The 19,015-nt window shown below is 60.4% G+C and carries 18 protein-coding genes; 8 read left to right on the top strand and 10 right to left on the bottom strand.

Annotated features, from left to right (window positions below; all coding sequences use genetic code 11):
* Positions 1-15: 15 nt before the first annotated feature.
* On the bottom strand, positions 16-519 hold the full coding sequence (locus tag HGK27_RS07455; RefSeq protein WP_206239954.1) for a winged helix-turn-helix transcriptional regulator: 504 nt from the start codon (positions 517-519) through the stop codon (positions 16-18).
* 109 nt (positions 520-628) lie between these two features.
* On the opposite strand from HGK27_RS07455, the gene HGK27_RS07460 reads away from it, so the two are divergent.
* Positions 629-1,552, top strand: coding sequence for an alpha/beta fold hydrolase (locus HGK27_RS07460; RefSeq protein WP_206239955.1), 924 nt, complete (start codon positions 629-631; stop codon positions 1,550-1,552).
* 264 nt (positions 1,553-1,816) lie between these two features.
* Here HGK27_RS07460 and HGK27_RS07465 read toward each other — a convergent pair whose 3' ends face one another.
* Positions 1,817-2,941: an FAD-dependent oxidoreductase gene (locus HGK27_RS07465; protein WP_206239956.1), complete on the bottom strand. Its 1,125-nt coding sequence runs from the start codon at positions 2,939-2,941 to the stop codon at positions 1,817-1,819.
* A gap of 82 nt (positions 2,942-3,023) precedes the next feature.
* Between HGK27_RS07465 and HGK27_RS07470 the strand changes: the two genes are divergently transcribed.
* Positions 3,024-3,704, top strand: a complete 681-nt coding sequence (locus HGK27_RS07470; protein ID WP_206239957.1) for a TetR/AcrR family transcriptional regulator — start codon at positions 3,024-3,026, stop codon at positions 3,702-3,704.
* A gap of 204 nt (positions 3,705-3,908) precedes the next feature.
* On the opposite strand, the gene HGK27_RS07475 is transcribed toward HGK27_RS07470, so the two are convergent.
* The 4 genes from HGK27_RS07475 to HGK27_RS07490 form a co-directional block, all read right to left on the bottom strand.
* A complete protein-coding gene (locus HGK27_RS07475; RefSeq protein ID WP_206239958.1) occupies positions 3,909-4,439 on the bottom strand; it encodes a chromate transporter in 531 nt (176 codons plus the stop codon).
* Positions 4,436-4,984 carry a chromate transporter gene (locus HGK27_RS07480; protein ID WP_206239959.1) on the bottom strand — a complete coding sequence of 183 codons (549 nt, stop codon included), beginning with the start codon at positions 4,982-4,984 and terminating at the stop codon, positions 4,436-4,438. Before HGK27_RS07480 ends, HGK27_RS07475 begins: the two co-directional genes overlap by 4 nt.
* A 190-nt stretch (positions 4,985-5,174) precedes the next feature.
* Entirely contained in the window at positions 5,175-6,704 is a 1,530-nt protein-coding gene (locus HGK27_RS07485) for a cryptochrome/photolyase family protein (RefSeq protein WP_206239960.1), read from the bottom strand.
* 77 nt (positions 6,705-6,781) lie between these two features.
* On the bottom strand, positions 6,782-7,261 hold the full coding sequence (locus HGK27_RS07490; RefSeq protein ID WP_206239961.1) for a pyridoxamine 5'-phosphate oxidase family protein: 480 nt from the start codon (positions 7,259-7,261) through the stop codon (positions 6,782-6,784).
* A 71-nt stretch (positions 7,262-7,332) separates the two neighbouring features.
* On the opposite strand from HGK27_RS07490, the gene HGK27_RS07495 reads away from it, so the two are divergent.
* On the top strand, positions 7,333-7,764 hold the full coding sequence (locus tag HGK27_RS07495; protein ID WP_241126919.1) for a hypothetical protein: 432 nt from the start codon (positions 7,333-7,335) through the stop codon (positions 7,762-7,764).
* 97 nt (positions 7,765-7,861) lie between these two features.
* Here HGK27_RS07495 and HGK27_RS07500 read toward each other — a convergent pair whose 3' ends face one another.
* Positions 7,862-10,369, bottom strand: coding sequence for a PAS domain S-box protein (locus tag HGK27_RS07500; RefSeq protein WP_241126920.1), 2,508 nt, complete (start codon positions 10,367-10,369; stop codon positions 7,862-7,864).
* Between the two features lie 266 nt (positions 10,370-10,635).
* On the opposite strand from HGK27_RS07500, the gene HGK27_RS07505 reads away from it, so the two are divergent.
* Positions 10,636-11,559: a polyprenyl synthetase family protein gene (locus HGK27_RS07505; protein WP_206239962.1), complete on the top strand. Its 924-nt coding sequence runs from the start codon at positions 10,636-10,638 to the stop codon at positions 11,557-11,559.
* A 460-nt stretch (positions 11,560-12,019) separates the two neighbouring features.
* On the opposite strand, the gene HGK27_RS07510 is transcribed toward HGK27_RS07505, so the two are convergent.
* Positions 12,020-12,502: a pyridoxamine 5'-phosphate oxidase family protein gene (locus tag HGK27_RS07510; RefSeq protein WP_206239963.1), complete on the bottom strand. Its 483-nt coding sequence runs from the start codon at positions 12,500-12,502 to the stop codon at positions 12,020-12,022.
* Between the two features lie 767 nt (positions 12,503-13,269).
* Entirely contained in the window at positions 13,270-14,355 is a 1,086-nt protein-coding gene (locus HGK27_RS07515; RefSeq protein ID WP_206239964.1) for a catalase family protein, read from the bottom strand.
* Positions 14,356-14,636: 281 nt separating this feature from the next.
* Here HGK27_RS07515 and HGK27_RS07520 point away from each other — a divergent pair, with 281 nt between their 5' ends.
* The 4 genes from HGK27_RS07520 (at position 14,637) to HGK27_RS07535 (ending at position 18,423) form a co-directional block, all read left to right on the top strand.
* Complete coding sequence (locus tag HGK27_RS07520; protein WP_206239965.1) at positions 14,637-15,185, top strand: lipocalin family protein; 549 nt, start codon at positions 14,637-14,639, stop codon at positions 15,183-15,185.
* Complete coding sequence (locus HGK27_RS07525) at positions 15,186-15,554, top strand: hypothetical protein (protein ID WP_206239966.1); 369 nt, start codon at positions 15,186-15,188, stop codon at positions 15,552-15,554.
* A 325-nt stretch (positions 15,555-15,879) separates the two neighbouring features.
* The gene (locus HGK27_RS07530) at positions 15,880-17,130 is read left to right on the top strand and encodes an NRAMP family divalent metal transporter (RefSeq protein ID WP_206239967.1); all 1,251 of its coding nucleotides are present in this window, start codon (positions 15,880-15,882) and stop codon (positions 17,128-17,130) included.
* Between the two features lie 9 nt (positions 17,131-17,139).
* On the top strand, positions 17,140-18,423 hold the full coding sequence (locus HGK27_RS07535; protein ID WP_206239968.1) for a carbohydrate porin: 1,284 nt from the start codon (positions 17,140-17,142) through the stop codon (positions 18,421-18,423).
* A gap of 91 nt (positions 18,424-18,514) precedes the next feature.
* Here HGK27_RS07535 and HGK27_RS07540 read toward each other — a convergent pair whose 3' ends face one another.
* On the bottom strand, positions 18,515-19,015 hold the full coding sequence (locus HGK27_RS07540; protein ID WP_206239969.1) for a DUF421 domain-containing protein: 501 nt from the start codon (positions 19,013-19,015) through the stop codon (positions 18,515-18,517).

The following is a 19,015-nucleotide window of genomic DNA, read 5'->3' on the forward strand; positions in this document are numbered from 1 at the left end:
ATGAATGCAGGGCAGCTAAGAAGGCGATGTTTGGACTGCCTGTATGTCGGTTCTGTCAGCGCCAACGGCGGGCTGTCCCGGCAAGCGTAGGACGGTGTTCTCGGCCAGCACGGGGCAACCATCCTGCGTTTGTGGTGTCAAGCGCTGGATCGGCAGCCCGTTGGCCTTGTCGACCAGCACGGCATGCTGTTCGCCCGGCGCGAAGAAGAAGTCGTCGCCCCATTGGCGCAGCGCAACCAGCAATGGAAACAGGCCACGTCCCTTTGGCGTCAAAACATAGTCCTGATGCGCGCCGCCGTCGGTCGGTAGCGCCATCTCCATAATCCCGTGATCGACCAGATGGCGCAGGCGGGCGGCCAGAATATTGCGTGCCATGCCCAGACTCTTCTGAAACTCGCCGAAGCGGCGCGCTCCGTTGAAGGCATCGCGCACGATCAGCAATGACCAGCCATCGCCGATCACGTCCATCGGACGCGCGACACCGCACAGGGATTCCTTGTGGCTGGTGCGTTTGACCATGGTGTTCTCCTTGAGTGGGCCAGAGCGTGATTATGTCAGTTGCAAATTGAAACTTCAAATGGAAGATATGGTTTCAAGATGAAACTGATTCGTTCTCAAGGAGCCTCCCGTGATCCCTTTGAATGTTGCTTTTGACGGCACATTTCCGTTTGCGCCCCATGTGTCCAAGGCTGCCGGCTTTGCCATGCATTATGTCGACGAGGGGCCGCAGGACGCATCAGGCGTGATCCTGTGTCTGCATGGCGAGCCCAGCTGGGCCTATCTCTTTCGCCACCTGATCCATCGCCTGCGTGACCGCCATCGGGTGGTGGTGCCCGACCATATGGGTTTTGGCAAAAGCGAGACGCCGCAGGATCGGCGCTATCTGCTGCAAGATCATATCGACAATCTGGAACGCTTCGTGCTGGATCTCGATCTGCGGGACATCACGCTGGTGATGCATGATTTTGGCGGGCCGATGGGTATGGGACTGGCGGCGCGCCATCCTGAGCGCATCGCGCGGATCGTCGCGGCCAATGGGCCGACGCCTTTCGGGCAACCGGATGTGATGGAGCGACTGGTCGCCAATGGTACGAGCGCGCCATGGTTTCAGTGGATTGCCAAGGCTCATGCTGATGGCTCGCTGGAGCATGTGCTGGGCCAGTTGCATGTTACCATGCTCAGTGTGCTCAAACTCAATGGCTTTGAGCATAATGCCCTGATCACGCCGACATGGCTGGAAGCCTATCGCGCGCCCTTCGGTACCCCCGAGGCATGTCTGGGGGCGATCTCCTGGGCCGGCGGTTTTGCCGAGGGGGCGCATGCGTTCGAAACTCCCGATGCCGCGGCTCTGCAAGCGATCCGGCGCCTGCCTGCGATGGCAATCTGGGGTGAGGCCGATCAGACGTTGCAGGCGCAATTTTTCCTGCCCCTGTTTACCGCGCTGTTCCCCGATGCGCCGGTGCATCGCCTGCCCGGTGTCGGTCACTATTGCTTCGAGGATGCGCCCGAAGCCATCAACGCCCTGATCGCGGATTTTCTTGAGCAAAAATAAGGTTGGTGCTTTCTGGGCTTTCCCGGGTGTTATGCGCAGGGCCCATTGCTTCCGGTGCGGAGAGTTGCATAGTGTTCATGCTTATGAGGCTGCGCGTCATGGGCCACCGTGAGTTGCGCCACGATGTGAAGAAGAAGTTTCTCGCAACAAGCACTCCTAAATTTTCTGGCTATGTCGGCTCCGTCAGCGGGGGAGGGTGGTGACAAGCCACTGTCGGTCACGAAACTTCATGAGGTCTCAAACGGAGTCTTTGATCACAGGGCGTCACCCCTCTTGATGGAACATGTCGATCATGCGCTGAGCAGGGTCGCTGCTGGCGAGCATCTCATAGAAGCCTGCGCCCTGGCTGGCCGATGCCGCGCTGCGCGCGAACATGGCCTGTTCGTAGAGGGCAAGAGCGATCTCCGGGTCCCCGGGGTGTGCTGCAAGGGCCAGCCCCAACTGGGCTCCGTCATACATGGCCAGATTGGCGCCCTCGCCATTGGGCGCGGCAACATGCGCCGCGTCGCCGATCAGCGTGGCGCCCGGCACACGCTCCCATGTCTGGCCGATCGGCAGGGCATGGAACGGGCGCAGCACCGGGGGCAGATCGCTGTCGGTGATCAGCGCCAGAAGCTCCGGGGCCCAGCCGGCGAATTCCTGCGCGATCTGCCGGGTGGCGAGGGCGGCATTGGTGAAATCCACGGCGGCAAACCAGCTTTGAGGCCTGTCGAGCATCACATAGGTGTGAAGCGTATCGCCGCGCTCGCGATGCGCCATGATTGCCTTGCCCGGCGCCATGACGCTCATCGCTCCGCCGCCCACCGCCTTGGCGCTGTCTTTGTGTCTGATTTCGGTGTCGAACAGATAGGTCTCGATGCAACTGGTGCCGGTGTATGCGGGCACCGCATCGCACAGCAGCGGGCGGATTTTGGACCATGCGCCATCGGCACCGACCAGCAGGTCCGTTTCGACAGATGACCCGTCCGTGAAGACCACCTCGTGATGGCCCTCGCTCAGGCGGCGGACATGGCTGAGCTTACGCCCCCACTGCACCGTCCCTGCAGCCAGCGAGTCGAGCAGCATTTGGCGCAACTCACCGCGCTGCACCTCGGGGCGTCCACCGGTGCCGTCATCCGGCTTGTCGAACAGGACAGCACCGTTGGTGTCCAGAATCCGGAATGCTTGGCGGCCCTCCAGAATGAGTGCCTCAAAAGCCTCGAACAGCCCCGCAGTCCGCAGGGCCGACTGGCCGTCCTCGACATGGATATCGAGCATGCCGCCCTGACCGCGTGCCGATGGTGAGCTTTCCGCCTCGTAAATGACAGCGGGCAGACCGTGAAGTTGCAGCACGCGGGCCAGAACAAGGCCGCCAAGGCCGGCACCGATGATCGTGATCGGTCGGGTCATGTCATGATCTCCATCGACTCGTTGGAACACTGTTCCATGAAGATATTCTTGGAACGGCATTCCAAACATGTCAAGAAGGGGCATGACCGATAAGCCCACCCGCACCGAACGCCGCTCCGAAGCACTGACGAAAGAGCAGATCGTCGAGGCAGTGGTCGAGATTCTGGACACGCAGGGCGAAGCGGCCCTCACGTTTCGCACTCTGGCCGCCCGGCTGGCGACCGGAAGCGGGGCGATCTACTGGCATGTGGCCAACAAAGACCATCTGCTGGCCACCGCGGCGGATCATGTCATTGCGCAAGCTCTTGCTGGTGTGAGCGGACATGACGATGGGCCGCAGAGCGCGATCCGGGCCATTGCTCTTGCGGTGTTCGATGCTTTCGATGCGCATTCATGGGTTGGGGCCCGCCTGTCGCTGGCACCCGATCAATCGGCGATGTTGGGGTTTTTCGAGGCGATAGGCTCTCAGCTTCAGCGCCTCGGCGTTCCCGCGGCAGCGCGCTTCGATGCCTGGTCGGCGCTGGTGAATTATATTCTGGGCGTTGCGGCGCAGAACGCCGATAATGCTCGGCGCAGGCATGTAGAGGCGGATCGCGAAACGCTTTTGGCGGCCATGGCGGCGCGATGGCAGCAACTCGATCCTGACGATTATCCTTTCCTGCGGGAGGTTGCAGCGCATCTTCCCGGGCATGACGATCGCGAGCAGTTTCTGGCAGGGATCGATCTTATTCTGACTGGAATTATGGCAGAGGCATGCCCCTAGGTTATCAAATTTCAATGCGCGGCCACGGGCAGGAGCTTTTGTCGGTATTGTAGGGGCAAACTCGGCAAGATGCTGCACAGAGAAGATTTGCATCCTTGTGCATCCAGCCCCCTTGCCAGTGTCAGGGTGCCTTAACAAAGGGCTGCTCTCGATGGGCACGTAGAATGATGGGAACGTTAGCTCTGTCAGCGCTTCCGGAGCATGCTAGACGGAATGGAGGGCAATAAAAGCGGCCGTTCCTATCGTCATCAACAGCAAAGGATTGCGGCTGGTGAAATACATTGCGAGAGCGACGCCAGCCGTGATCGCATAGCCGGCCAGCCCGGCGTTGGCCGTGCGAGAAGCGACCACCCCGCTAGCCAGCATCAACCCCAGTGCCACCGGAACCAGCCCGAGGGTAAGCAACCGAATGGCGCGATGCTCGCTCCAGCGTCGGATACCGCGCCCGGCGAACAGTGCGATGATTGCCGGCGGCGTGAGAATGGCGATAGAGGCGGTCAGCAGGCCGGAAAGGCCAGCGATATGCCAGCCGATGATGCTGGCGAGCATGATGTTGGGCCCGGGGGCCGCTTGCGAAATGGCGAAGAGTCGGGCGAACGTCGCATCGTCGAGCCAGCGATGAACCTCGACCGCCTGATTGTGGATTTCGGGGATCAGCACATTGGCGCCGCCGATGGAGATCAGCGAGAGCCCGGCAAAGATCGTGCCCAACTGGATTAAAATGCGCCCGCTCATGACGATGCTCGCCGGGTGGACCATGCCGCACTGGCCAGGCTGAGCGGCGCGAGGCAAGCGAGGGTCGGCAGCAGCCCCTTGTGGAAGCCTGCCACAGCCACAAGAGCCGCGATGGCACAGGCCCATGCCATGGGCGAAGGGCGCGCCCGCACCAGAAGCTTGGCTGACGTTCCTAAAATGAGCCCCGCTGCGCTGACCGCCGCCCCGGTGAGCGCGAGTTGTGCGAGCGGATGGTTGGCAACGCGATCGTAGGCCGTGGCGGCAGCGACAAGGATGGTCAAAGGCGCAGCCATGATGCCGATGACACAGATCAGCGCGCCCAGCGGACCACGATAGCGATCGCCAAGCATGACGGCCGCATTGACGGTGTTGGCACCCGGCAGCGCCTGACAAAGACCGAGCAGGCGCCCATACTCTTCATCGTTCACCCACCGCCGTTCGACAACGAGAACATGTCTGGCGATCGCGGCGACGCCGCCGAAACCCATCAGGCCGATTTTCAGAAAGCTGAAAAATAAGGTCTGAAGGGAAGGGCGGGTGTCCATGATGCCCCTATGATCCCCTTGATGTGAGAAGGGAAGCCAGCGTGCCATGGAAAATCAATCTGCGCAGAGATCATGGTTCTGGAAGGATGGCCGGAGCGGGCTGGTCTGTCCCCGTCTGGGTATGCTTCACCCAGGAGCATCATGAAGCTGGCTGCCAAAGCCGACCTTGGCCGGGACGGGGACGCCTTGCTCAACGTCGAGCGAGGCCATCGAGGAATGTTTTCGCCTGCCTGCGCGTTGCCTTCTGGTCCTCCGCTGTTTGGCGGTCCCAGGTGCGGTAGGGCATTGCCAGCCGATGATTGTCGCCAAGCTTGTCGCGATGCCGGGCCAGGAAGTCCCAGTAAAGCGCGTTGAACGGGCAGGCATCTTCGCCGATGCGCTCAGTGACGGTATAGCGGCAACCACGGCAATAGTCGGACATGCGGTTGATATAGGCGCCCGACGAGATGTAGGGTTTCGAACCCAGCAGTCCGCCGTCGCCGAATTGGCTCATGCCAAGCGTGTTGGGCAATTCCACCCATTCATAGGCATCGAGATAGATTTCGAGATACCATTGGTGGACTTGCTTTGGATCGGCGCCGATCAGCAGGGCGAAATTGCCGATCACCATCAACCGCTGGATATGATGGGCATGCGCCGTGACGAGGGTCTGGCCGATCGCCTGATGGAGGCAGTTCATTTGCGTGTCGCCGGTCCAGAACCAGTCGGGCAGCGAGCGCTGGTGGTTGAAGAAGTTCCGGTCGACATAATCGGGCCCCTCCCGCCAATAGATGCCGCGCATATATTCGCGCCATCCCAGAATCTGGCGGATATAACCCTCCACGGAATTCAAAGGCGCGCGCCCCGCCTCAAATTCCGCCTCGGCCCGCTGGCACAGATCGAGCGGATCGAGCAGGCCAGCGTTGATGTAGGGTGACAGGATAGAGTGCCACAGGAAGCGCTCCCCGGTGAGCATGGCATCCTCATAATCGCCGAACTGCGGCAGGGCGTGAGCGAAGAAATTGGCCGCCTGACGCTCGGCATCGGCTGCTGTGACCGCATAATCGAACCCTTCAAGCGCGCCGGGGTGGTCTGCGAACCGCGTCTCGACATGGGCGATGATTTCTTGCGTGATGGCGTCGGGCGGAAAGCTCAAGGGGCGGGGCATCCACAGATCCGGCTTGGCGGGTTTGCGATTGTCCTTGTCAAAGTTCCAGCGCCCGCCCGCCGGCTTGCCATCCTGCATCAGCAGGCCGGTTTTCTTGCGCATCTCGCGATAGAAAAACTCCATCGTCAGTTCGCGCCGATCACTCGCCCAGGTGTCGAACTCACGGTGCGAACAGATGAAGCGGCTGTCGGCACAGATGGTCACTGGCAAGCCGAAGAGGGTTTCCCAACTTTCCAGCATGGCGGCAACCCGCCATTCCCCGGCTTCCGTCACCACGATCCGCTCGGGATTGTGGTGTTCGATTGCGCGGGCGATTTCGCCGGTGAAGCTGCCGCCATTGTCTGGCGCGTCCAGCCGCACATAATCGACCTGCCAGCCCGCCTCGATCAGCGCGCGGGCATGATGCCGCATCGCCGAGAGGATGTAGACAAGCTTCTGCTTGTGGTGGCGGACATAGGTGGTTTCCTCGGAAACCTCCATCATCAGCACCACGGCCTCCCGCTGCGAAACGGCGGCGAGGGAGGACAGATCAAGCGACAGCTGATCGCCGAGAACAGGAACGAGAACCGTCATGGAACACCGATTGCGGCGACAAGGATCGCGATGGCAGCGGGCGCGGATGGTACCGTGCCCGCTGCCCGGTTCAAGGGTCAGATGGTCGTATCGGAGACGACCGCGTGGCTGCCCGCCTCATCCGGCCCGATCGTGCCGCCGAACAGCATTTTGAGCTGACCGATCAGCGAGACATCGGCCTCCCACAGTTCGGCCTCGGCAATATCGAAGCGCAGAAGCGCAAGATTGGGATCGGCCTTGCCACCGGGGAACCAGGCCTCGACCTGATTGGACCATAGTTTGTCGATCATGGCCGGGTTGTTATCGACCGTGGCATGGCCGGAGAGGCTGGCGAAGAAATCCTGCCCTTTGGAGACGAAATTCACCGCTGCAGGCCCGCCCTTGGCCAGACGGTTGTTCTTGCCGATGAAGAACCAGATCGTATCGACCTGATCCTTGTCGAGTTGTGCGGTCAATGGCTCGAAATGACTGTTGCCATCGCTCAGGCCCACCATGGTGAAAGGGCCGTTCTCAAGCTTTTTCCACAAATGCTCCTTGAGTGTGTAGGTATCCGCCATCGGTTCTCTCCTCGGGTTGCCAATCCAGTAACGCCACAGGTCGCGCCATGTTTCGCGGGAGGCCGCTGGCGTTGCGCCTGTCTTGCGTGGTGGGCCGCCCGAAGGTTGTGCGATTGGGTGCCGGTTATCTGCGCGCAAGCATATGCGATGATGTTGGCACCCGAACCCTTCATACCTACATTGCGGTCATGCTTCGATCTGTTCCCGCCAAAACCCGTTCTGTCGTCCTTGTGTGCAGCAAATGCTCGAAAAAGCTGGGCGGCGGCTTCGGGAAGAAGGGCAGCAAACCGCTGGTGAAGGAACTGCGCAAGCTGACAGGGGCCGGGAAGGGGCGAAAGGCCGACCTGCTTGTCCTTGAGAGCCCATGCCTCAAGCTTTGCCCGAAGGGTGCGGTGGCTGTGATGGATGCCACCACCCCAGAAACATGGCTCATCGTGCCCGCGCAGAGCGATGTGAAAGAGGTCGCTGAAAAGCTGGGCATGCCGGTGATGGTTCAGGGTTAGCAGTTTCACCCCTGAAGGTTTTCGAGATCCTGCGCTTTGCGGGCGGTTGCAGAGAACCGCGCCACATTTGCCAGCGGTAAGGGCCGCCCCTCCACGATCAGAAAGCGGCAGCCCCCAGACGCAGGGCTGCCAGACTGGCTTCCAGTTCGGCATTGCGGAAAGGCTTGGTCAGCCGGGGAATATCGGAGTCGATCCCTTCCTCCTCGGCAAAACCCGAGACGATCAGCACGGGCAGGGACGGGCGCAACACCCTGATTTCGCGCGCCAGCTCCGTGCCGCTCATGCCCGGCATCAGATGGTCTGTGAGCAGGACCACGGGCGAGACGCCACCCTTCACCAGACGCAGGGCCTCTTCAGCTGTGTCGGCCTCCATGACCTCATAGCCCAGATCGTCCAGCATATCGGCGGTGCTCATCCGCACGAAGGGATCATCATCGACCAGCAGCGCGATGCCCAGCCCTTGCGAGCCACAAGCTGCCCGGGCCGCCTCAATCGCCCCGCGTTCGCTGTCCGGTGCGCTCTCGCTGACCGGCAGCCACAGTTCGATGGTGGTGCCATGGCCGGGCTCGCTCTCGATGGTCAGCCGCCCGCCCAATTGCGCCGCCAGACCATGCGCCATGGAAAGGCCAAGCCCGGTTCCCTTGCCCACGCCCTTGGTGGAGAAGAAGGGCTCCGCCGCGCGCCGGGCGGTTTCGGCATCCATGCCCGTGCCGGTATCGCTGACGCCCAACCGGATATAGGACCCCGGCAGCAAAAGCCCCGCCTCCGGCTGGCTGAGGGTGCCGCGCCGCGCCGACAGGATCAGGGTTCCGCCTTCGGGCATGGCATCGCGCGCATTGACCGCCAGATTGAGCAGCGCCATTTCCATCTGATTGGGATCGGCCTTGGCGGGCGGCATGCTCTTGTCGAGATCGACCTGCACGGTGATCGTCGGCCCCAAAGTCGAGCGCAACAGGTCCACCATGCCTTCGACCAGCCGGGGAATGTCCACCGCCGTGGGTTGCAGCGGCTGGCGCCGGGCGAAGGCGAGCAGGCGCTGCACCAGCGTCTTGGCGCGTTCCGCCGATTGCAGTGCGGCCCCGATCAGACGCTGTTCGCGTTCCCCGCCGGTGCCTTTGCGCACCAGCAGATCGAGCGAGCCGAGAATTGGGGTCAGCAAATTGTTGAAATCATGCGCCACGCCGCCGGTCAGGCTGCCCATGGCTTCCATTTTCTGGCTCTGGCGCAGTGCTTCGCGGGCATTGTCCAGCTCTGCTTCACGCGCCTTGGCATCGCTGAGGTCACGGCCCACGGCGACGAAATTGATGCCGTCCGGCTCGGGCGCGACGGTCCATTCGATCGGCTTCCATGCGCCATCGCTGGTGGCGATGCGGTTCTCGAAACGGATCGGCTGGCGGGTGAGGGCCATGCCCGCAACGGCGTCCAGCGTGGGCTGGCGGTCTTCGGGATGCATGAAGCTGGCATAGCCGCGCGTCAGCAGCTCATGCTCGCTCCAGCCCAGAACCTTGGTCCAGGCGGGGCTAACCGCTGACATCATGCCGTCGTAACCGGCACGGGCCAGCATATCCTGCGAAAGATCCCAGAGGCGGTCCCGTTCGGCCCTTGCGCGCTCGATGGCGATCTTGACGCGCTCGCCCGCCTCCTGGACCAGCGTTTCCTCGGCGGGGGTCCAGATGCGGGGCGTGGCGCTTTGCACCGCCAGCAGGCCGACCCATTGCGTTTCCTCGAACAGCACGACATCGATGAAGGCGCCCACCTGCCGCGAGCCCAGCCCTTCGCGCGCCGGGCGACTGAGGCGCGGGTCCGCGGGAATGTCGCGCACCACCACCGGCGTGCCAACCTTGTAGGCCGCCAGCAGATCGGGCCCGAAAGCCTCCAGCGAATGGACGCCCACGATCGAGTCCACACCGTGATGATGGTCGCGTTCGACGGTCATGATGCCGCCAGCGATCTCGGCATAAAAGACGCGGCTGGCGCCCAGATGCTCGCCCAGCCGCGATGCCGTCAGGTTCATGATGTCGGACGGTGTCGTCAGCCCGCGCAGATCGTCGGACAGGGCGAGCATGAAAGCCGTCTTGCGCTCCGCCGCGACACGCTCGGTGGTTTCGGCCAGAAAGCAGATGACGCCCGCCGGCTGCCCACTCTCGTCGGGCACGGGCGAATAGTCGAGATCCATCCACACCTGCTCGGGCTGGCCGTGGCGATGCAGCGTCAGTTCCTGATCGCGATAATGCAGCGTGCCGCCGCCGGACAGCACCACCTTCATCACATGATCGTTGAAATCGGCGACCTCCTGCCATCCCTCCCGCACGTTGGAACCGAACAGCGCGGGGTGACGGCCACCGGCAAAGCCCGAATAGGCGTCGTTGTAGAGCATCACGCCATGCTCGCCCCACAGCATCACGATGGGCACACGGGCACGCAAGAGGATCGACAGCGCCCCCTTCAGGCATGGTGGCCAATCGGCCATCGGCCCCAGCGGGGTTGCCGCCCAGTCCTTCGTGGCGATGATGCGGGCGCAGAGGCCTCCACCCGCCAGAAAAGGCTCTGTGGCGATGGGCTCGGGCGGGGCAAGCCGATGGTCCTGCAGTTGCGCGTGTGACATGATGTGCGGGACCCCGAAAATGCTTGGCGCCAGCTGAATGTTACATCGCCCGCGCCCTTTATGAAAAGGCACCCTAGCCCAAGCCGGGGGTTTGCGAAACGACTCTTCGCGCAGGCGTTCGTCTGATCCAGCTGCTGGACCTGTACCGGAAGACAGATGGGAGAGGTTTGAGGTCCGTGCGATGGTGAGGCGGATGATACCGGGCAACAGGTTTCGGCGCGGGCCATTCTTCGATGTTCACCCAGCAACGCGATGGGGAGAGGGTTATGTCAGGTCAGCATTCCGGCGAGGCCAAGCCAGGCGAGGAAGAAAATGCGGCATCTCGTCCCACCGAGCTGCGCCGGGACATCGATGCGGTGATCGACCAGGCCATCGGTACGAGCCCATCACGTCACCAGCGACTGGCAGATGCCATGCGCTATGCCGCGCTGGGTGCCGGCAAGCGTTTCCGTGCCATGCTTGTCATTGCGGTCAGTGATCTGCTGGGGGCGAGGCGCGGTGGTGCGCTTCGCGTCGCGGCGGCCATCGAATGCGTGCATGCCCAGTCGCTTGTCCATGATGACCTGCCCTGCATGGACGATGACGACCTGCGGCGCGGCAAGCCGACGCTGCACCGCGCTTTCGATGAAGCGACTGCCGTGCTTGCGGGGGACGCCTTGCTGGCCCTTGCTTTCGAAATTCTGAGCGATCCCCGGACACATCCCGAAGCAGCGGTGCGTGGCGATCTTGTGTTGAAACTCGCCCGGACCATGGGTCAGGATGGACTTGCGGGCGGCCAGATGCTGGATCTTTTCCCCGGTGACCAGATCAGCAGCGAGGCCATGATCCTGTGTGAAATGCGCAAAACGGGCGCGCTCATTCGCTACTGCGTCGAAGCGGCGGCTATCTTGGCCGGCTGCGATGATGGCCAGCGCAGAAAGCTTATGTCCTTTGCAGAAAAGCTTGGGCTGATGTTCCAGATCCGGGATGACATTCTGGATATGTCGGGCGATGAAAAGCTGGTCGGTAAAGGGCTGAGAAAAGACACTGCGCAAGGTAAAAATACCGCCACAGCCTGTTTGGGGCTGGAAGACGCGAATCTGAGTGCGGCCCATCTCGAGCGTGATTGCCATGAGGCCCTCATTGGGTTTGGGAGCCAGGCCTCCGCACTTCATGATCTGGCCGCCTTTGCGTTTCAGCGGATGCATTAGGTACCACTACGCCAGCCATCGCGATGTTTGGTATTGTGCGTCCTGTCGCGTGGAGCCCGTCCGACGGATCCCAACTGGGAAGTTGAGCACGGCTTATGATCTATCCGCGTTCCGTTGTTGCAAGCCAGCGTTGGATCGCTGGCTGTAAACTTGCTTGATTTTCTTTACTTTTTTAGCTCTTGGCGGACAGGGTGGGATTCGAAATAAAAACAAAAATCTCTGATTTCAAAAGAGAAAACTTGTTAATAAAACCGATTTCCACGCGTTTCGCCGAATGAAAAACATGACGCTTTTTCCCGAAAATCTTGCCCCGAACAGAGCGTTTTCGGCAGTGACAATTTATAGGATTTAGTCGCCGCGTCAACCGACACGATCGTGGGCGTAACGAACTGGAAATGTGCCTCGGTTCATGCAGGTGAACGGGCGCCGCAAGCGCGGCGCCCGCTTCCCAAAAGACCGGTCAGATCTTCGTGTCCGTAACGACTGCGTGGCTGCCCTGCTCGCCGGCCTCGATGCTGCTGCCGAGCAGCATTTTCAATTGGCCCACGAGCGACACGTCTGCCTCCCAAAGTTCGGCACCAGAAATGTCGATGCGCAAAAGCGCGAGTTTGGGATCGGATTTCCCGCCGGTAAACCAGGCTTCGACTTGGCCAGACCACAGCTTGTCAATCATCGCCGGATTGTTGTCGATTGTAGCGTGGCCGGAAAGGCTGGCGAAGAAATCCTGGCCCTTGGACACAAAGTTCACCAAGGCAGCGCCGCCCTTGGCCAGACGATTGTCCTTGCTGATGAAGAACCAGAGCGTGTCGGCCTGATCCTTGTCGAGCTGGACCGTCAGTGGCTCGCAATGGCTGGTGTTGTCACGGAGGCCAACCATTGCGAAAGGCCCGTTTTCGAGCTTCTCCCACAAATGCTCTTTCAGCTTGTGCGTATCGATGGGCATCGCTCTCTCCTCGCTTCCTCTATTTGAGAACGCCAGAAGCCCCCTCATGTTTCGTCGCGAACTCTCGCTTGGTCGGGAAGCAGAAGGCATTTGTGCAGACTACCTGACGGCCCGATCCCAAGAGGCTTGCAGTGCTGGTGGAGAAATGTTCGGGTTTGCCCCGACGTACTGAAAAGCGCATCAAAAGGCCTTGAGAAATGACGAGAGCGACGTGCGTTTGAGCCCCTGATCTGGACTGTTTGGTGTTGCCGGCGTCTTCATTATTCCCGTGACCTTGGAACAGGTTGCCCCGACACCTATACTATAAAGATGCTTCGTCCCATTTCCGCCAAAACCCGGTCCGTCCTGCTCGTGTGCAGCAAGTGTACGAAGAAAGTCGGGGGCGGCTTTGGCAAGAAGGGCAACCAACCACTCTCCAAACAACTGCGGAAGCTTGCCGGGGCAGGCAAAGGTCGAAAGGTGGAGCTGCTGGTCCTTGAGACTGGCTGCTTGAAGCTTTGCCCGAAAGGTTCAGTGGTTGTTGTGAACGGAGCCGAGCCGCAAAAGTGGATGATCGTGCCAGCAGGGACCGAGGTCAGCGTTATCGCCGATCAGATGGGCTTGAGCAACTTATAGGGCGCTGAGGGGGGGAGCCTAGTCTGGTTGTTTGGGGTGGGCACAAGCACAAGCACAAGCACAAGCTCTTGGCTTTCGGTGAAGGCCGGTCGTCATGCCGAGATCCCTGCAGAGAGATCTCGGCATCGTACATGAAGAGCACGTCAAACCTTTTACCCGGGGAGATTAACCCTGAGAGGTTCATGCATTGGACAACCATTGAATTGCCCACGCATTTGGGCAGAGGCTTCGTACGCGGGTTTGCGCATGCGCATTATCCCGCCGAGAGGCCGATGGTCGGTGATCCCGTGCCATGGGCTGAAGGAGGTTTCGTCATCGAGCACCGCTGCTCGGGCCAGTGTCCATGCGGGTTGGGGCCCCACCGAGATCACAGCGACCGGGACGTATGGATTGTCATCCTCGGGCCAGGGCACCGAAGCATCCTCGATCGGATTGGCGGTGAGGTCCCGGCAAAGCTGGACGCATAATTCCCATTGGCCGCCTTGGCTTACGAGAACATTGCCAATTTCCTCCCGGAGAGCATTCTCCCGTCCTGCAATGTCGAGATCCTTGCCTTCGAGGGCCTTGAAGTTCTCGGATCGCGGACGAAGAGCAATCTTGGCCATATAGGCGCCATAGCGAATCGGTGCCTGACTGAAAAATCGCTCACCCAGCGGATTGGTGTTGGCTTTACCGCCCAACGCCAACAAAAGCGCGCTTTCGCCTCCCAGCGCCTCTATGCCCTTCTCAATTGTGCGAAAAGCAGCCGAGATCACCTCCTTCATCGTCACAAGCTTGTCTGTCGTAGCAGCCAGCAGCTTGAGACTTTGGAGAAAGGGCTTTGGCCCGGCTGATGGGAAGGCAGCACCATTGGCCATCAGGAAGTCCTGAGTCCTGGCGTCCTGACTGCCCGGCAGTCGCTCGCCATCGACATCCAGCACTTTGATAGCAAACCCGCGTTGCAGCGAAATAGTGTCAGGCAGTACATCGCCTGCATTCGTCGAAATACGCAACAGGACGTCATAGTCGCGTTCGGTTGCAAAAATACCTTGGGCAAATTCGGGGGGGAGGGCGGCGAGGACGCGCAACTGGCCAGAGAGGAGGGCATGGCTCTTGGCATGGACGGCGCGGAAACCGTGTCCGGTGTCCTGGTGGGTTGTCTCGCTTATCTTCCGAAATGCTTCGATCAACTCGGCCTGGGTCTGGGGCTCGTCAAGCTCGACCACCTCGACGTCGGGGCTGAAAGGCAGTGGCTGCATACTGCGTTATCCTTTGAGGGAGGGGGAAGAGGGCCAGGCATTTTTCTTGCTGCCCTTATGGTCGGCAATTCGCCGAAGCAGGCCAAGTTCCAATGGGCATCTCTAATGCGAGATATTCATGGGATACCACCAACATCGGCTGGACAGTTCCAGATGAGAGTGGCCATGATTGTCTGGAAATGACCGTGCTGGACACCGCGCGAATGGCATGTCCATCAGGACTTTGCGAAACTTTGGTGTCAGCGAGCCGTATCCCCAAAAGTCAAAACCCAGGAGGTGTCATGCGCAAACTCACGATTGCAGCCGGGCTGGTGGGAGTATCGGTGGTGGTTGGAACGCTTGCTGCCAAGGCCTTGCGCGGACCGGTCGGGAACAAGGCCGTTCCTGCGCCGGCAAAGGATGTCGAACTCTATCGTTACATGGGCAGGTGGTACGAACAATTTCGCTACGAGGCGTCATTCGAGCGTGGGATGGACGAGGTGACCGCCCATTATTCGCTCCGTGAGGATGGTTCGGTCGAGGTCACAAACCGAGGCCGCACAGCGGGGGAGAGCGGGCGTTGGAAGGAGAGTGTCGGTACTGGAAAGGTCGTGGACCCGGACACCGGCGCCAAATTGAAGGTCTCCTTCTTTGGTCCCTTTTTCGGGGATTATTGGGTTCTCGATCATGGGGACGATTATGACTGGTCCATCGTAGGAGAGCCAACCGGTCGTTATCTTTGGGTGCTGACCAGGGTCGTTCGTCCGTCCAACGAGGTTCTTGGTTTTCTCGAAGAGAGGGTTAGAGAGCTCGGCTACGATTGGTCTCTCATACGCAGAACGCACCAATGATTGGCGCCTGTTTCTGGAAGGCACGATGGCGCGGCGCTGTCTATTCGTCGCTGGGAAAAAACATGTCATCAGGATCGGCTTGCCTGGGCGGTGGATGACAGCAACAGTCTACCAACCGTCCTTCCATTGCCGAGCCTCGCTATGCATGACGACTTCGAGTCTGAGATGGAGGGCACTCCCTTTCCTCCCATGCAGATCATTGGTGATGACGAGGTAGGGCGTTCCGTCGCCCAGAAGGCCTATCTCCGAGCCCTGCGAGAAGGTGTGGAAGAAGTGCGGCAACAGGGCGAGGAGCCCGACTTCAGACTGCTGGCTCAGGTCGCCTCGGACATAGCGCAGGAAGCCTATGATGCGTTTTGTGGTCGTTGAACCGCTCCTACGAGCAGCTCCCTCGATCATCCGCTAATAGATTTTTTAGGGGAGCCGCTGCCCGGCTTGCTCTGCCTTTGGTGCCGCTGGTTTCTAATGCACGCTGAAGCGTGCCCTTGATGAAGGCTTGCGGTGTGTGCTCCATTATTAATCTGGATTAGTGGCGCACTGCTATTTCCGGAATAAAAATTCTGTGGGTCTCATTTGGAGAACCCAAAGGGAGGCACGACGCTTTCTCACCTGACTGGCACATTCAGGAGGGTGGGATGAGGCGGGGAAGCCACGATTTCGCCGACAAGCGGAAGGTATCGAAGGAGGCTGCACGATGAGCCTTCTTGATCAGATCAAGCGAATGGGGCCAGGGCTTGTAACCGGAGCGGCGGATGATGATCCCAGCGGAATAGCAACCTATTCCCAGGCTGGGGCGCAGTTCGGGACGAGCCTGCTCTGGACAATGCTGTTTGCCTACCCGTTGATGGTCGCCACCCAACTCGCAAGCGCACGCGTCGGACGCGTAACAGGGAAAGGGTTGGGCCATAGCCTGAAGGCCATCATGCCTCACTGGCTGATGGCTATCCTGGTGGCATTGCTCTTCGTCGCCAATACAATCAATATCGGCGCCGATCTGGCGGCGATGGGAGAAGCGGCCGGTATGACGGTCCGGCGCGGGCAGCATGTCTTCACCATCATTTTTGCCCTGGCTTCGCTCCTGCTACAGATGTTTGTGCCCTATGACCGTTATGCTGCACTCCTGAAATGGATGACGCTCGTCCTGTTGGCCTATGTGGCTCTCGTCCTGATGGTGAAGGTCGACTGGTCGCAAGCTTTGCATGATCTTGTCCTGCCGCACCTCGATGGACGTCAGGAGGTAACCACTGTGGTTGCGATCCTGGGAACGACGATCAGCCCCTTCCTCTTTTTCTGGCAAGCGGCTCAAGAGGTCGAGGAGATCGATCAGGTCGAAGAGCGCAAACCCCTCCAGCGCGCCGAGCATCAGGCCGAGGACGCTTTCAACCGCATTCGGATCGATACGTTCACCGGTATGGCGGTTTCGAACATTGTTGCTCTGGCTATCATTCTGGGGACGGCTGCAACTTTGCATGCTGCAGGGAAGACCGATATTCAAAGTGCGGCCGATGCAGCCAAAGCGTTGCAGCCGGTGGCCGGTCCCCTTGCCTTTGCGATCTTCACACTCGGGATCATCGGCACGGGCTTTCTGGCTGTGCCGGTGCTGGCGGGTTCGTCCGGATATGCTGTTTGCGAGGTGGGCGGGTGGGCAGCCAGTCTGCAAGATAAACCACAGCGGGCTCGCGTATTTTACGCTGTCATCGCGCTGGGGATGATCCTGGGCGTTGCCATTGACTGGTCTCCGATCAGCCCGATGAAAGCGCTTTTCTGGTCTGCGGTGATCAACGGAATTGTTGCAGTTCCTGTGCTTGTGGCTCTTATGCTTGTGGTGAGCAGCCGAGAGGTAATGGGAAAATACACCGCCTCCATATCACTCTGGATTTTCGGGTGGATCACGACAGTTGCCATGGGGGTGGCGGCCATCTCGATGCTCGTCCTTCCGAGCTGAGTGGGAACGTTGCTGACCGCGGTTTTTCCTTCGAAAGCCCTGCGAGGGTTCAAGGTGCATCTGGCCGTGCTGCATGCTTTGGCGGTTGGTGCCGTGAGCCTCCTTCCGGATAGGTGCCTTGCCGAAGATACGCCCCCCATCCTCACGATGAGCTTCCGAGACACTTTGGATGGGTGGCTCGTAGCCAAGAGTAGCCGCAGGGATGCAGGAGAGGTGGTCCTCAACCGGGCTCAACTCGCGGCAACTCTTGCTCTGGACCGTGCGGGGCTTCCGGGCCTTGCAGTTCATGCCCAGATCTTCAACCTTTCCGGGAGCAGCCTGAGCGAGCGGACCCAGGACATTCAGACTGCGGACGCAATCGATGCTCAGCCGATGACCAGATTGTTTGAATTCTGGATCGAGCAAAGGTTTGGCTCGGAAGAGCGCAATGTGGCCCTGAGAGCCGGTCTGCTCGACGTTAATGCTGATTTCGACTCGATCGTATCGGCCAACTGGCTGGTTAATTCTTCACAGGGTATAGGGGCAGATCTGGCCCGAAGCGGGTTGAATGGCCCTTCGATCTATCCGGTGTCTTCGCTTGGCATCAGAGCCAGCTGGACCCCCAGCAAGCAGTGGACCGCGCGCATCGCGGTACTCGATGGGGTGCCGGGTAATCCGTCGCGACCCGATGAATTTGTTGTTGCACGGCTGGCGCCCCGGGACGGAATTCTGGTCATCGGTCAGGTTGATTATCGATGGTCCGAAAAGGGCAGGGTGGCGGCAGGTGCCTGGGGCTACAGTCATCTGAGGCCGACACTTGACGGCAATGACCAGCGGCATGACCGCGGGTGGTATGTAGAGGCAGAAACCGCCTTTCCCGGCTCGACCAAATGGGGCGGCTGGTTGCGTTATGGCCAGGCTGCGGGCTCGGTGCAGCAGGTCGATGGCTATTGGGGCGCCGGCATCACGGGGAAAGGGGTGTTTCCCGGACGGAAGGACGATCGACTGGGACTGGCCGTAGCATGTGCCTCCATCGCCCCTGTGGCGGTACGTTTGTCAGGGCTCCCCCGGCATGAAACGTCGTTCGAAACGACATACCAGTTCAAGTTGGGTGAATTGCTGGCCCTGCAGCCGGACCTGCAATATCTGCGGCATCCCGCTGCGGCGGCTCATGCGCCCGATGCGGTGGTGGTTGGGCTGAGGCTGATCTTGTCGCTGGGCGGTCCCAAACCGGCGCCGGCGACCGACGCGTCAGATACGACAGTGCCTTCCGATGCTCCGGAACCCAAAGCACCCGACGGTACATCCTCATAGAGGATTTGCAGTGATCAAAATGTGAATGCGCGAGGCCGCTTCCTGATGGCAATTGCTAGGGCGGATCTTGCGAGAGCAAACCTGTTGACGTTTAGGAGGCTGGGCTCCTGGGAATCGCGGTTATCTTGCCACCACGTTCGAAGGTCACCAGCCTCGCCTTTTTGACATCATCTATCCCTTGCATGCGCAGGGCTTCAGCGAGGTCCTCCGGGCTGACGTCATGTCGCCGCATCATCGCCTGATCGACATGCCCATCGCGTGCCAGCACATCGGCTCGGCCCTTGACGAACAGGGCCAGCCAGTTGGAACGCATCGTGGCCATGGCCATCAGACGGTGCATCACCACCACCACCATCGTGGCCGCCAGACAAGGGATGAAAGGCACGCCGCCAGTCATCACCCGGCTGATGTTCGAACCCACGATGATGGCGATGAAGATGTCGAAAGGGCTGAGGCTGGAAAAGCTGCGCCGCCCGGCAATCCGCATACAGAGCAGCCCATAAAGGAACAGCACGACAGCCCGGGCGCACAGGTGAGCGGTGGAGGCCGGGGCCTGATCGGGGCCGAGGATCGTGTGGAGCCAGTCCTCCAT

This window comes from Novosphingobium terrae (assembly GCF_017163935.1).
Lineage (GTDB): Bacteria > Pseudomonadota > Alphaproteobacteria > Sphingomonadales > Sphingomonadaceae > Novosphingobium > Novosphingobium terrae.

Coding starts and splice junctions, on each gene's coding strand:
- HGK27_RS07455 (WP_206239954.1), bottom strand. CDS start 519: ATGGTCAAACGCACCAGCCACAAGGAATCCCTGTGCGGTGTCGCGCGT.
- HGK27_RS07465 (WP_206239956.1), bottom strand. CDS start 2,941: ATGACCCGACCGATCACGATCATCGGTGCCGGCCTTGGCGGCCTTGTT.
- HGK27_RS07470 (WP_206239957.1), top strand. CDS start 3,024: ATGACCGATAAGCCCACCCGCACCGAACGCCGCTCCGAAGCACTGACG.
- HGK27_RS07475 (WP_206239958.1), bottom strand. CDS start 4,439: ATGAGCGGGCGCATTTTAATCCAGTTGGGCACGATCTTTGCCGGGCTC.
- HGK27_RS07480 (WP_206239959.1), bottom strand. CDS start 4,984: ATGGACACCCGCCCTTCCCTTCAGACCTTATTTTTCAGCTTTCTGAAA.
- HGK27_RS07485 (WP_206239960.1), bottom strand. CDS start 6,704: ATGACGGTTCTCGTTCCTGTTCTCGGCGATCAGCTGTCGCTTGATCTG.
- HGK27_RS07490 (WP_206239961.1), bottom strand. CDS start 7,261: ATGGCGGATACCTACACACTCAAGGAGCATTTGTGGAAAAAGCTTGAG.
- HGK27_RS07500 (WP_241126920.1), bottom strand. CDS start 10,369: ATGTCACACGCGCAACTGCAGGACCATCGGCTTGCCCCGCCCGAGCCC.
- HGK27_RS07505 (WP_206239962.1), top strand. CDS start 10,636: ATGTCAGGTCAGCATTCCGGCGAGGCCAAGCCAGGCGAGGAAGAAAAT.
- HGK27_RS07510 (WP_206239963.1), bottom strand. CDS start 12,502: ATGCCCATCGATACGCACAAGCTGAAAGAGCATTTGTGGGAGAAGCTC.
- HGK27_RS07515 (WP_206239964.1), bottom strand. CDS start 14,355: ATGCAGCCACTGCCTTTCAGCCCCGACGTCGAGGTGGTCGAGCTTGAC.
- HGK27_RS07520 (WP_206239965.1), top strand. CDS start 14,637: ATGCGCAAACTCACGATTGCAGCCGGGCTGGTGGGAGTATCGGTGGTG.
- HGK27_RS07530 (WP_206239967.1), top strand. CDS start 15,880: ATGAGCCTTCTTGATCAGATCAAGCGAATGGGGCCAGGGCTTGTAACC.
- HGK27_RS07540 (WP_206239969.1), bottom strand. CDS start 19,015: ATGGAGGACTGGCTCCACACGATCCTCGGCCCCGATCAGGCCCCGGCC.